Here is a 13,376-nt window from a genome sequence, read left to right as displayed (position 1 = left end):
GTAACAATTGTAGAAAGGGGAGCTATCGATGCCAGATACACTGATCAAGGTTGATCTCACCAAGTCAGCCTACGAAAACGACAAGATCCACAACCGCTGGCACCCCGAGATCCCGATCGTGGAATGGGTCAGCCCGGGCGACGACTTCATCATCGAAACCGTCGACTGGACCGGTGGCTTCATCAAGAACAACGATTCCGCCGACGACGTGCGCGACATCGATCTGTCGATCGTGCACTTCCTGTCCGGCCCGATCGGCGTCAAGGGCGCCGAGCCCGGCGATTTGCTGGTGGTCGATCTGCTCGACGTCGGCCCGCTCAAGGAGAGCCTGTGGGGTTTCAACGGCTTCTTCTCCAAGAAGAACGGCGGCGGCTTCCTGACCGATCATTTCCCGCTGGCGCAGAAATCGATCTGGGACATCAAGGGCCTCTATACGTCGTCGCGCCACATCCCCGGTGTCAACTTTGCCGGGCTCATTCATCCCGGCCTGATCGGCTGCCTGCCCGATCCGAAAATGCTGGCGACCTGGAATGCGCGTGAAGCCGAGCTGATCGCGACCAACCCGACCCGCGTACCGGGCCTCGCCAATCCGCCATTCGCGCCGACCACGCATGCCGGTCAGGCCAAGGGCGATACCAAGGCCAAGATCGCCGCGGAGGGTGCCCGCACCGTGCCGCCGCGCGAACATGGCGGCAATTGCGACATCAAGGACCTGTCGCGCGGCTCGAAGATCTATTTCCCGGTCTATGTGCCCGGCGGCGGTCTCTCGATGGGCGACCTGCATTTCAGCCAGGGCGACGGCGAGATCACCTTCTGCGGCGCGATCGAAATGGCCGGCTGGCTGCACATCAAGGTCGATGTCATCAAGGACGGCGTCGCCAAATACGGCATCAAGAACCCCGTGTTCAAGCCGTCGCCGATCACGCCGAACTACAAGGACTATCTGATCTTCGAAGGCATCTCGGTCGACGAAGCCGGCAAGCAGCACTATCTCGACGTGCACGTCGCCTACCGGCAGGCCTGCCTGAACGCGATCGAATACCTGAAGAAGTTCGGCTACTCCGGCGCGCAGGCCTACTCGATCCTGGGCACCGCACCATGCCAGGGCCACATCTCCGGCGTCGTCGACGTGCCGAACGCCTGCGCCACGCTGTGGCTGCCGACCGAGATTTTCGACTTCGACATCATGCCGTCGTCGGCGGGCCCGATCAAACACATCAAGGGCGACATCCAGATGCCGCTGTCACAGGACAAGTAATCCCTGCGCGAGAAGGATGCGGGACGGTGTGTATCTGCCGCCCCGCATCCGCCGTGCACCCTCGACGAGTCAGCGCAAGGATAGTGCAATGCCGGTCTACGAATATCTCTGCAATGATTGCGGCCCGTTCACCGACATGCGGTCGATGGCCGAATGCGACGCGCCGCAGGACTGCCCGCAATGCGAAACCGAGTCGCCGCGCGTGATCCTCACGGCGCCGGCGTTCTTCTGCATGCCGTCAGACAAGCGCAAGGCCCATGCCACCAACGAACGCAGCGCCAACGCGCCAAAGACCCTCGACCAGTACAAGGCCTCGCATGCCCCGGGCTGCGGCTGCTGTTCAAGCAAGAAGCCGGCGCGGCTGATGAAGCAGACCAGAAGCGGCGCCAAGAGTTTCCCGACCGCGCGGCCGTGGATGATCAGCCACTAGAGCGTTTTCAAGCGAAGTGGATACCGGTTCGCGTGAAGAAAACGCGTCAAAACAAAAGATAGAGCCCCGTTCCGATTCTATCGGAACGGAAAAGGCTCTGATGCCTCTACGGCAAACATAACCAGAACTGGAGAGGCGAACCCCATGCTTCACGGTGACATTTCCTCAAGCAACGACACGGTCGGCGTCGCCGTCGTCAATTACAAGATGCCGCGCCTGCACACCAAAGCGGAGGTGCTCGAAAACGCCCGCAAGATCGCCGACATGGTGGTGGGCATGAAGCTTGGCCTGTCGGGCATGGATCTCGTGATCTTCCCGGAATATTCCACCCACGGCATCATGTACGACTCCAAGGAGATGTACGAGACCGCCTCTGTCGTGCCGGGCGAGGAAACCGCGATCTTTGCCGAAGCCTGTCGCAAGGCGAAAGTGTGGGGCGTGTTCTCGCTCACTGGCGAGCGTTACGAGGAGCATCCGCACAAGGCGCCGTACAACACCCTGATCCTGATGAACGACAAGGGCGAGATCGTCCAGAAGTACCGCAAGATCATGCCCTGGGTGCCGATTGAAGGCTGGTATCCCGGCAATTGCACCTATGTGTCCGACGGTCCGAAAGGGCTGAAGGTCAGCCTGATCATCTGCGACGACGGCAATTTTCCCGAAATCTGGCGCGACTGCGCCATGAAGGGCGCCGAGCTGATCGTGCGCTGCCAGGGCTATATTTACCCGGCCAAGGAGCAGCAGGTGCTGATCTCCAAGGCGATGGCCTGGGCCAACAATGTCTATGTCGCGGTCGCCAATGCCGCGGGCTTCGACGGCGTGTATTCCTATTTCGGTCACTCCGCGATCATCGGCTTCGACGGCCGCACGTTGGGTGAGACCGGTGAAGAGGAATACGGCATCCAGTATGCAGCGCTGTCGAAGAACCTGATCCGCGATGCCCGCCGCAACAACCAGTCGCAGAACCATCTCTACAAGCTGGTCCATCGCGGCTACACCGGCATGATCAATTCCGGCGAAGGCGCGAAGGGCCTTGCTACCTGTCCTTACGACTTCTATTCGAAGTGGATCGCCGATCCCGAAGGCACGCGCGAAATGGTCGAGGCGATGACCCGCTCCACCCCGGGAACCGACGAATGCCCAATCGACGGCATCCCGAACGAGAAGTCCGCGAGCAATTACTAGACAGAGGAAACAGCGCGCCGCACGACGCGGTCCCGGCCCTGGGCCGGGATCGATGACTGGCAGTGGTGTGCGATATTTTGTTGGATGGCTTGCCGAGCCGTAGCTCGCGGCCGCGCCCGCCTTCGCCCAAATGGGCTTCGGCGCGGCAGCCTTCACTCGCTTCGCGAGCGAAGGCTGGTGGGCCCGGCAGATATCAAACTGCGCTGCAATGTCTTGTATTTAGAAGCTTGGTGGTAATCAAAGAGCCCCATTGAAGCCATTGAGCTTTTCTACGCGCCATTACCACCAACTTCCTGTTGTCTTGACCTATCTCAAACAACACGCACGGCGAAAATCATAGTGACGGTCGGTCGGGACCTTTCTCGATATCGGCCGACCGGCGTACCCATGAAGTCGGCTAGAAGAAGTACAGGATTGCAACGCAGCGCCCATTGCGGTGGGCGTCACGGTGCAATTACGCGCCACTAAGGAGGGAATGGAAATGAAACGTCCAGTATTATTGGCGTTGTGCATCCCCTTAATGTTTACGGCTCGGGCATCTGCTGACGATATGAAGCAGGAAGTCAGCAAGATCGCCATCTCCTACATGGATTGTTACACCAAGCGGGACCCGGCGTGCGTCGCGGGGCTCTACACTAAGGACGGCGTTTTTATCAACCCGGCCGGGAAGCATGACGTTGCGACCGCTTATGCCGGTAGTTTCAAGGCTGGTTTTAACAAGCTCGATTCCACGGTCGAAGAGGTGTGGCAGGTCGATAATGATACCCCGGCTGCGGTGGGCAAATTCCACATCACCGGCAAGAACGACAAGGGCGATGCGCTGGATGCATCGGGTACTTGGACCGCCGTCTATGTCAAAGCAGATGGCAAATGGAAGATCCGAATGCTAACAGCAGCTCCGATTCCACCTAAGAAAGACTGATCATTAACGCGAAGCGCCCACCTCGCAAGAGGTGGGCGTTCCTGACCAAGCTCCGATGGTTTGCCGCGATCACCGCTGCAGCCATCATGTCGAGACCAACGCGGACGGCTGGGCCGATGATGTCCGGCTGTCCGACATCGAGCCGCGCTTCGTCTGCACGCGCCGCGGCAGACGCGGTGCCGAAGCGCGGTCAAAGTTTTCGCAGGCTATCAGATGGCGCAGCTACACCAAGAAAGCCGACCGCAAGGGGCTCGCTGCGCGCGCGCTGGCGCAATGGACGCGGCCTTGATCCGACGATGTGGTGGGCAAAGCGAACTCGTACATCTGCACCTCGAAAAGAACGGGCCTAGAACAACGGGTCGTTACCACCTTTGGGGCGGTGGTAATTTCAGGCTCGAAAAATCAATGATATCAATCCGGGCGCGGCATTGTGGTGGGCCCGGCAGGACTCGAACCTGCAACCAGACCGTTATGAGCGCAGTACCCTTTCGGGCAATTCGAACATAATCGGTGTTTCTCGATCAAGATCATTCACGTTTGTGCGCGTTTGTTCACGGGGTTTCTGCCGGATTTCTGGTGGCATGGAAGACCGCCAACTGCCAAAAGGGCCTCGCCCGAACGGGTCTGCGTTCCGTCCGTCTTGCACGGCTCAACGCGGCAGCGCGCCGTCTGCGAGCGGATCGTGCGTGATCAGCCCGAGGATTTCGTCGCTGGCGAAGCCGAGCGACATCGGACGCATCGCGCCGGGCACGACCGCAAGGTCGTAGAGCTCCGCCACCGCGCCGTCGAGGCGGAACCAGTGCACGCAGGCGCCGCTGTCGAGATCGATCACCTGCACGCCGCACCACGGCTCCGAATCGGCGTCCGCGAGCTTCTGATCGAGCGCCAATCCCTCGAAGCGCTGATAGCGCGGCTTCGACAGCCCGACGAAGGCATGGTTGCCGTGGAAGGCAAGCCCGCGCAAAAAGCCGGGGCAGAACGCCAGCACGTGGAATTTGGCCGCGCTACCGCCTGAGTCCGGCTCGACCCAGCCGAGTTCGCCGGTGCCCGAGTTCAGCAGCCAGAGGCGGTCGCGATAGATCCGCGGCGAATGCGGCATCGACAGGCCGCCGATGACGGTCTCACCCGACTGCACATCGACAACGACACCGCCGCTGGCACGCCGGTCACGCCAACCGTCGATGGTGTCGGACCTGCTCACGGCGGTGACGTAGCGCGGCACGCCGTCCGCCATGGCGAGGCCGTTCAAATGGCAGCGGTCCTCCTTGACGATCGCCGAGATGAACGGCGGCTTCCACAGCGGCGTGAAGCTGTGGCGCTGCGACGGCGTGGCGAGGCAGTTGTAAAGCGTGTTGACGAACACCACGCGCCCGTCCTTGAGAACGCCGACGTCATGCGCGTCGAGTTCGCCGGTGACGTAGGTTTCGCGCGGCACATAGCAGGCATCGAACACATTGTTGATCTGCTCGCCTGGGTTCAGCACGTTCTTGAACCGCACGATCTGGAACAGCGTCGCCAGCAGCAGGGTGTCCTTGTCGGGAACGCAAATCCCCATCGCCTTGCGGAAGAAGCGCTCGTCGACCAGCAGCCCGCCATCGACGTTCTGCCCCAACAGGTAGAACTTGCCCGACTGATAGGACGAGACCGCGAGCGCGATCCGCTGCGCGCCGAGGAAGCCGGGCAGGCCCGGCGACATGGAATAGGTGACGCGCTCTTCGGCCGGCGTCGACTGCGTCTCGGCAGCCTTGCTCTCTTGCCCGGCGGGCGCGATCTCCGTGCTCGCCGGAGGGGCGGCTGGCGCCGGCCTTTCCTCGTCGTCCAGGACGGATGACGACTCTCGGCCACGCTCGCTCATGCATCTTCTCCCCGTTGGTCCTGACGCACCCTATCAGTCTTTCTTGCCGCTGCACCGCGCACACACCCAGGCGCTGGCGATGTTGAAGGGGTCGATTCGCCATCATTTCCGGCAAAATGCGCGCGCGCGCCCGGCCTGAAGCCCAAATATCAGAATAATGTCAGAAAATAGCGCGCCAGGAGAACCCGGCCGCCATTGTTAGGCTGCGCCCGCTCCGGTAATCTGACCCTCAAGAACTTACCTCGCGTGGGTCGCTCGCTGCCTGTGCCGCAAAGGCCTGGGACTAAAAACTAAAATGAATGGCTAGGCGGCAGGGGTAGGGTCTTGAGTTCTGGAAATGCGAGCGCGTTGCGCCGGCGGGTTCTGCTGTCGGGCACCATGCTGGTGGCCGCGGTCACCGGTTATGGGCGTCGCGCCTATGGCGCTTGCGATCCCAGCGGCGGCTCGACCTACCAGTGCTCGGGCGCCGAAGTCACCACGCAGACGATCAACGCCAACAACGCCAGCGTCTCCACCGTCGCCGGGTTCAGCGTCAACACCGCCGCCGGCCATGCGATCACGATTACCGGTGACGGCGCCCTGTCCTATACCGACACCAACGCCTCGTCGCTTACCGCTGCGGCGGGCTACGCTCTTAATGTTCGCTCCAACGGCGACTTTGCCGGCACGCCCGGCAGCGTCACCATCGCCACCAATGGCGCGCTCAGCGGCGCCGCCGGCATTGTTGGGCAAAACAACGGCACGGGGGCGCTGACCATCACCGCCAACGGCAATGTCACCGGCGCCGGTGGTAACGGCATCTTCGCGCAGAACAACTCCGGCACCGCTCTCACCGTGACCACCGGCGCCGGCACCACGGTCAGCGGCGGCTTCGGCATCCGGGCGCGCAACTTCGGCACGGGCGCGCTGACCGTCACCGCCAACGGCGATGTCACCGGCACCAGTGTTAACGGCATCTACGCGCAGAACAACTCCGGCACCGCTCTCAGCGTAACCACCGGCGCCGGCACGACGGTCAGCGGCAACTTCGGCATTCTTGCGCGCAACTTCGGCACGGGCGCGCTGACCATCACCGCAAGCGGCAATGTCACCGGCACCAGTGTTAACGGCATCTACGCGCGGAACACCGGCACCGATCTCACCATGACCACCGGCGCCGGCACGACGGTCAGCGGCGGCACCAACGGCATTAATGCGCGCCACTACGGCACGGGCGCGCTGACCATCGCCGCCAACGGCGATGTCACCGGCACCGCTGGTAACGGCATCGACGCGCGGAACATCGGCGCCGGCACCACTCTCACCGTGACCACCGGCGCCGGCACAACGGTCAGCGGCACCAACGGCATTTTTGCGCGCCACTACGGCACGGGCGCGCTGACCATCGCCGCCAACGGCGATGTCACCGGCACCAGTGGTGTCGGCATCGACGCGCGGAACACCGGCGCCGGCACCACTCTCACCGTGACCACCGGCGCCGGCACGACGGTCAGCGGCGCCAACGGCATTTTTGCGCAGAACTACGGCACGGGCGCGCTGACCATCACCGCCAACGGCAATGTCACCGGCACCTCTAATCGCGGCATCAACGCATACAGTTCCGGCGCGGGCACCAATCTCACCGTGACCACCGGCGCCGGCACCGCGGTGAGCGGCGGCAACATCGGCATTTTTGCGGACAACCAAGGCACGGGCGCGCTGACCATCACCGCCAACGGCAATGTCACCGGCACCAATGATAACGGCATCTTCGCATACAATTCCGGCGCGGGCACCAATCTCAGCGTGACCACCGCAGCCGGCGCAACGGTGAGCGGCAGCACCAACGGCATTTTTGCGCAGAACTACGGCACGGGCGCGCTCGCCGTCACCGTCGCCGCCACCAGCACCGTGAGCGGCACCAGTGGCTTTGGCATCCAGGCTCGCAGCCGCCCTGCGACCGTGACGGTGGCCGGGACTGTAACCGGCGGCGGTGGCACCGCCATCCAGTTCGACCAGGCGGGCGCCTTCGCCAACCGCCTCGAATTGGTGACCGGCGCCGTCATCAACGGCAATGTGCTCGGCGGCATCGGCACCGACACGCTGGGGCTGAGCGGCACGGGTTCGGGCAGCTTCAATGTCGCCCAGCTCTCCTCGTTCGAGGCCGGCGAAAAGACCGGCAGCGGCAGCTGGACGCTCACCGGCGCGAACGCAGGCATCGGCACATTCGCCGTCAGCGGCGGCACGCTGGCGGTGAATGGCAGCCTGAGCAACGCGGCTTTCACCGTGAGCGGCGGCACGCTCAGCGGCACCGGCACGGTTGGCAACACGTTGGTTTCCGGCGGCACCTTCGCGCCGGGTTCGGGCACGCCCGGGTCATCGATGACGGTCAGCGGCACGCTCGGCTTCAATGCGGCGGCGGCCTATGCCATCAACATCAATCCAACGACATCGTCGTTCGCCAACGTCTCGGGCGTGGCCACGCTCGGCGGCGCGACCGTGAATGCCAACTTTGCGACCGGCAGCTATATCGCCAAGCAGTACACCATCCTGACCGCCGGCAGCGTGAGCGGAACGTTTAATCCGACCGTCGCCAACACCAATCTGCCGGCGAACTTTCACGATACGCTGAGCTACGATGCCACCCACGCTTACCTCAACCTGATCCTGAGTTTCACGACGCCCGCGTCCGGCACCCTCAACGGCAACCAGAACAACGTCGCCAACGCGCTGATCAATTCCTTCAACAGCAACGGCGGCATTCCGTTGACGTTCGCGACGCTGTCGGCGCCCGCTTTGTCGCAAGCTTCCGGCCAGCCGGGTGCGTCAACGTCGCAGGCGGGCATTACCGGGGTAGGGCAGTTCATCAATGGCGTGTTCGACGGCGCCTTCGGTGACGGTCCCGGTCAGGGCGGTGCGACAGGTTTCGCACAGGAAGAGGATAACGCGAACGCCTATTCGGCCAGGCGCAAGCTCTCGCGCGAGGCGAAAGAGGCCTACGCCGCCGTGACGCCGCGCGACCGGCGTGCGCCATCGTTCGAGCAGCGCTGGGCCGTGTGGGCCTCGGCCTATGGCGGCAACAGCCGCGTCAACGGCGACACGGCCGCGGGCACCAACAGCACGACCAACCGGGTCTTCGGTGCCGTTGCCGGGGCGAGCTATCATTTCACGCCGGACACCCAGGCAGGGTTTTCGCTCGGCGGCGCCGGCTCGAGCTTCGATATCGCCAACGGTTTTGGCGGCGGCCGCGCCGACGCCTTCAACGCGGCGGTCTATGCCAAACACAATTGGGGTGCGGCTTACGTCGCCGGATTGCTCGGCTACTCCTGGCAGGACGCCACGACCGACCGCACCGTGACGATCGCGGGCGTCGATAAATTGCACGCCTCGTTCCAGGCGCAGGCGCTGGCCACGCGTCTCGAAGGCGGCTGGCGTTATGCCACGCCGATGGCCGGCATCACGCCCTATGCGGCGTTGCAGACCACGACGTTCTATCTGCCGTCTTACGGCGAGACCGCGACCTCCGGCAGCAACACCTTCGCGCTGAACTACGCCTCGAAGTCCGTCACCGCGACGCGCAGCGAGCTCGGCGCGAAATTCGACAAGGCGACGCCGGTGCAGGGCGGCGTCTTCACCCTCAAGGCCAGGGCGGCCTGGGCACATGACTGGAATACCGACCGCTCCGCGACGGCGACCTTCCAGACGCTGCCGGGCGCCACCTTCAGTGTAAACGGCGCGCTGCCTTCGGCCGACGCCGCGCTGGCGTCGCTCGGCGCCGAAATGAAATGGCACAATGGCTGGACGGTCGCAGGCCGTTTCGACGGCGAGTTCTCCCACACCACCGCCGGCTACGCCGCCAAGGGCAGCGTTAGATACGCGTGGTGAATCGGCGCGGAAACCCAAATATCAGAAAAATTTCAGAACGTAATCGCCGTTAAAGTCCGGGTTCGCATTGATGGGGCGATGCCGGTCCGGTAGTCTGGCGAGGAACCGCCGCCGGGTGGGGCGTACGGCCGCTTGTGCTGCAAAGCATAAGAGTACGGCCCAGGCGACGGGAGTGGGGGTCTTGAGTTCTGGTCATGCAGGCGCGTTGCGTCGGCGGGTTCTGCTGTCGGGCACCATGCTGGCGGCGGCGACCGTCGGCTATGGCCGCCGCGCCTATGGCCAGTGTGTGCCTACCGTTGCACCGAACTACCAGTGTTCGGGCGCCAATGTCACCGGGCAGTCGATCAACGCCAACAACGCCAGCGTCTCCACCGTCGCCGGGTTCAGCGTCAATACCGCCGCCGGCAATGCGATCACGATTACCGGCGACGGCGCCCTGTCCTATACCGACACCGACGCCTCGCCGCTCACCGCTGCGGCGGGCACCGCTCTTCATGTCCGTTCCATCACCGATTATGGCGCCACGCCCGGCAGCGTCACCATCGCCACCAATGGCGCGCTCAGCGGCTACCGCGGCATTGATGCGCGCAACTATGGCGCGGGCGCGGTGACCATCACCGCCAACAGCGATGTCACCGGCACCTTTGATTACGGCATCTTCGCGCGAAACCTCAACAGCGGCACCGCTCTCAGCGTGACCACCGGCGCCGGCACGACGGTCAGCGGCGACCGCGGCGGCATTTACGCGCGCAACTTCGGCACGGGCGCGCTGACCGTCACCGCCAACGGCAATGTCACCAGCACCACCGGTTACGGCATCTTCGCGCGGAAGGATTTCGGCACCGATCTCACCGTGACCACCGCCGCCAGCACCACGGTCAGCGGCCGCATCGGCATTTATACGCGCAACGAGGGCATCGGCGCGCTCACCATCACCGCCAACGGCAATGTCACCGGCACCAATGGTCCCGGCATGTTCGCGCGGAACAGCGTCAACGGCACCGATCTCACCGTGACCACCGGCGCCGGCACGACGGTGAGCGGCGGCAGCAACGGCGTTTCCGCGTACAACTACGGCACGGGCGCGCTGACCGTCACCGCCAACGGCGATGTTACCGGCACCGGTGGTCGCGGCATTTACGCACTCAGTTTCGCCCCCGGCACCGGTGTCAGCGTAACCACCGCAGCCGGCACCACGGTCAGCGGCTCTAACAGGGGCATTAACGCGCGCAACCTCGGCACCGGCGCGCTGACCGTCACCGCCAACGGCGATGTCACCGCCACCGGCAGGGTGGTCGCGGCATTTACGCACAGAATTCGGCCGCGGGTACCACGGTCAGCGTAACCACCGGCGCCGGCACCACGGTCAGCGGCGCCAGCTACGGCATTAGTGCGAAAAACCTCGGCACGGGCGCGCTCACCATCACTGCCAACGGCAATGTCACCGGCCCTGGCAACTCCGGCATTTACGCACGCAATTACGCCGCGAGCACCAATCTGAGCGTGACCACCGGCGCGGGCACGACGGTCAGCGGCACCAACGGCATTCGCGCGCGAAACTCCGGCACGGGCGCGGTCAGCATCACCGCCAACGGCAATGTCACCGGCACCAATGGTCGCGGCATCTACGCGCAGAACTTCGGCACCGATCTCACCGTGACCACCGCCGCCGGCAGCACGGTCAGCGGCAGCAGCGATGGCATTTTTGCGCGCAACAGCGGCAACGGCGCGCTCACCGTCACCGCCACCGGTACCGTGAGCGGCACCAGTGGCTATGGCATCCAGGCTCTTGGCCGCCCTGCGACCGTCACGGTGGCCGGCACGGTGAACGGTGGCGCCGGCGGCGCCATCAGGTTCGACCAGGCGAGCGCCTTCGCCAACCGCCTCGAACTGGTGACGGGCGCCGTCATCAACGGCAACGTGCTCGGCGGCACGGGCACCGACACGCTGGGCCTGAGCGGCACCGGATCGGGCAGCTTCAATGTCGCCCAGCTCTCCTCGTTCGAGGCCGGCGAAAAGACCGGCAGCGGCAGCTGGACGCTCACGGGCGCGAACGCAGGCATCGGCACATTCGCTGTCAGCGGCGGCACGCTGGCGATGAACGGCTCGCTCGCCAGTACAGCCATGACCGTGAACGCTGGCGGCACGCTCGGCGGCACCGGCACGGTCGGCAACACGTCGGTCTCGGGCGGCACCTTCGCGCCGGGCTCCGGCACGCCCGGGTCGTCGATGACGGTCAACGGCACGCTCGGGTTCAATGCAGCGTCGACCTATCTGGTCAACGTCAACCCAACGACGGCGTCGTTCGCCAATGTTTCGGGCGTAGCCACCCTCGGCGGCGCAACGGTCAACGCCAGCTTTGCGCCGGGCAGCTACATCTCTAAGCAATACACGATCCTGACGGCCGGCAGCATCAGCGGCACCTTTGGCACGCTCGCCAACACCAATCTGCCGGCGAATTTCCATGACTCGCTGAGCTACGACGCCACCCACGCTTACCTGAACCTCCATCTGACCTTCACGACGCCGGCCGCCGGCACCATCAACGGCAATCAGAACAACGTCGCCAACGCGCTGATTACTTACTTCAACACGACAGGCGGCATTCCGCTGGTATTTGCGACGCTGTCGGCGGGGAGCCTGTCCCAGGCGTCGGGCGAGTCCGCGACCGGTTCGCAGGCGACCACGTTTAATGCCATGAACCAGTTCATGGGTCTGCTGACCGATCCCTTTATCGATGGCCGCGGCGATGGTCCAGGCGCGGGCGGCACCAGTACCGCCAACGGTTACGCTTCGACGCAAAAGCCTGCTGCCCGCGACGCCTATGCGATGTTCACCAAGGCGGCGCCCGCCTTGTCGTTCGAGCAGCGCTGGAGCGTGTGGGCGGCGGGCTATGGCGGCTCGCAGACATCAGACGGCAATGCTGCGCCCGGCTCCAACACCGCGACTTCGCGCCTTGCCGGCACGGCGGTGGGCGCCGACTATCGCTTCTCGCCGTTCACGATCGCCGGCTTTGCGCTGGCCGGCGGCGGCACCAGTTTCAGTGTCAACACGCTCGGCAGTGGCCGCTCCGACCTGTTCCAGGCCGGCGGCTTCGTGAGGCACAATGTTGGCCCGGCGTATCTGACGGCAGCGCTGGCCTATGGCTGGCAGGACGTCACGACCGATCGCACCGTGACCATCGCCGGCATCGACCGGTTGCGCGCCGAGTTCAAGGCCAATGCCTTCTCCGGCCGCGCCGAGGGCGGCTATCGTTTTGTCGGCCCATGGATCGGCGGCATCGGCATCACGCCCTATGCCGCCGGACAATTCACCACCTTCGAGCTGCCCGCCTATGCCGAACAGGTTCTGTCCGGCGCCAATACGTTTGCACTCGCGTACGGCGCGAAGAGCGTCACGGCCCCGCGCAGCGAGATTGGTGTGCGCACCGACAAGTCCTGGGCGATGCAGAACGCGATCCTCACGCTGCGCGGCCGGCTGGCGTGGGCCTATGACTACAATACCGACCCCTCGATCGGCGCGACCTTCCAGACGCTGCCCGGCGCATCCTTTGTCGTCAACGGCGCGGCGCAGTCGCACAACAAGGCGCTCACCACAGCGTCCGCCGAAGTGAAATGGATCAACGGCTGGTCCGCCGCCGCGACGTTCGAGGGTGAGTTCTCCGACGTGAGCCGATCCTACGCCGGCAAGGGCGTCGTTCGCTATCAGTGGTAGGCGACTTCCGTTTGTTGGCGCAGTTCGGAACTGCGGACATCGCTAACGATGCCCGATCCTGCGCCGCCCTGTTGTTCTGTTGTCAGAATTACATGCAAGCAAGGCCGTCTGCACGGTCGGCTCACAAACCCGCCGTTGAAAGGACTTG

The 13,376-nt window shown here is 64.1% G+C and carries 9 protein-coding genes; 8 read left to right on the top strand and 1 reads right to left on the bottom strand.

Annotated elements, in window-relative coordinates; translation table 11 throughout:
• Nucleotides 1-28 precede the first annotated feature (28 nt).
• From fmdA to JQ600_RS27905, 5 genes are all read left to right on the top strand, one after another.
• Nucleotides 29-1,258, top strand: a complete 1,230-nt coding sequence (gene fmdA, locus JQ600_RS27925; protein ID WP_212390007.1) for a formamidase — start codon at nt 29-31, stop codon at nt 1,256-1,258.
• Nucleotides 1,259-1,346: 88 nt separating this feature from the next.
• Nucleotides 1,347-1,688 (top strand): zinc ribbon domain-containing protein, encoded by a 342-nt coding sequence (locus JQ600_RS27920; protein ID WP_212390006.1) that lies wholly within the window; start codon nt 1,347-1,349, stop codon nt 1,686-1,688.
• 144 nt (nt 1,689-1,832) lie between these two features.
• Nucleotides 1,833-2,873 (top strand): aliphatic amidase, encoded by a 1,041-nt coding sequence (locus tag JQ600_RS27915; RefSeq protein WP_212390005.1) that lies wholly within the window; start codon nt 1,833-1,835, stop codon nt 2,871-2,873.
• A 481-nt stretch (nt 2,874-3,354) separates the two neighbouring features.
• Nucleotides 3,355-3,795: an SgcJ/EcaC family oxidoreductase gene (locus JQ600_RS27910; protein ID WP_212266072.1), complete on the top strand. Its 441-nt coding sequence runs from the start codon at nt 3,355-3,357 to the stop codon at nt 3,793-3,795.
• Between the two features lie 55 nt (nt 3,796-3,850).
• On the top strand, nt 3,851-4,084 hold the full coding sequence (locus JQ600_RS27905; RefSeq protein ID WP_212266073.1) for a hypothetical protein: 234 nt from the start codon (nt 3,851-3,853) through the stop codon (nt 4,082-4,084).
• 360 nt (nt 4,085-4,444) lie between these two features.
• On the opposite strand, the gene JQ600_RS27900 is transcribed toward JQ600_RS27905, so the two are convergent.
• Entirely contained in the window at nt 4,445-5,650 is a 1,206-nt protein-coding gene (locus JQ600_RS27900) for a TIGR03032 family protein (RefSeq protein WP_212390004.1), read from the bottom strand.
• A gap of 324 nt (nt 5,651-5,974) precedes the next feature.
• Here JQ600_RS27900 and JQ600_RS27895 point away from each other — a divergent pair, with 324 nt between their 5' ends.
• From JQ600_RS27895 to JQ600_RS27885, 3 genes are all read left to right on the top strand, one after another.
• Nucleotides 5,975-9,514, top strand: coding sequence for an autotransporter domain-containing protein (locus tag JQ600_RS27895; protein WP_212490174.1), 3,540 nt, complete (start codon nt 5,975-5,977; stop codon nt 9,512-9,514).
• Between the two features lie 181 nt (nt 9,515-9,695).
• Nucleotides 9,696-10,859 carry a hypothetical protein gene (locus JQ600_RS27890; RefSeq protein WP_212390002.1) on the top strand — a complete coding sequence of 388 codons (1,164 nt, stop codon included), beginning with the start codon at nt 9,696-9,698 and terminating at the stop codon, nt 10,857-10,859.
• A 158-nt stretch (nt 10,860-11,017) separates the two neighbouring features.
• Nucleotides 11,018-13,228 (top strand): autotransporter domain-containing protein, encoded by a 2,211-nt coding sequence (locus JQ600_RS27885; protein WP_312017266.1) that lies wholly within the window; start codon nt 11,018-11,020, stop codon nt 13,226-13,228.
• The last annotated feature ends 148 nt before the right edge of the window (nt 13,229-13,376 follow it).

The organism is Bradyrhizobium sp. AUGA SZCCT0176 (genome assembly GCF_018130145.1).
GTDB lineage: Bacteria > Pseudomonadota > Alphaproteobacteria > Rhizobiales > Xanthobacteraceae > Bradyrhizobium.
The sequence above is the reverse complement of the archived record's forward strand: the minus strand, read 5'-3'. Positions and strand labels throughout refer to the sequence as shown.

Bases quoted from the DNA above. Each gene is read 5' to 3' on its own strand.
- JQ600_RS27910 (WP_212266072.1), top strand. From the start codon at position 3,355: ATGAAACGTCCAGTATTATTGGCGTTGTGCATCCCCTTAATGTTTACG.
- JQ600_RS27915 (WP_212390005.1), top strand. From the start codon at position 1,833: ATGCTTCACGGTGACATTTCCTCAAGCAACGACACGGTCGGCGTCGCC.
- JQ600_RS27900 (WP_212390004.1), bottom strand. From the start codon at position 5,650: ATGAGCGAGCGTGGCCGAGAGTCGTCATCCGTCCTGGACGACGAGGAA.
- JQ600_RS27905 (WP_212266073.1), top strand. From the start codon at position 3,851: ATGGTTTGCCGCGATCACCGCTGCAGCCATCATGTCGAGACCAACGCG.
- fmdA (WP_212390007.1), top strand. From the start codon at position 29: ATGCCAGATACACTGATCAAGGTTGATCTCACCAAGTCAGCCTACGAA.
- JQ600_RS27920 (WP_212390006.1), top strand. From the start codon at position 1,347: ATGCCGGTCTACGAATATCTCTGCAATGATTGCGGCCCGTTCACCGAC.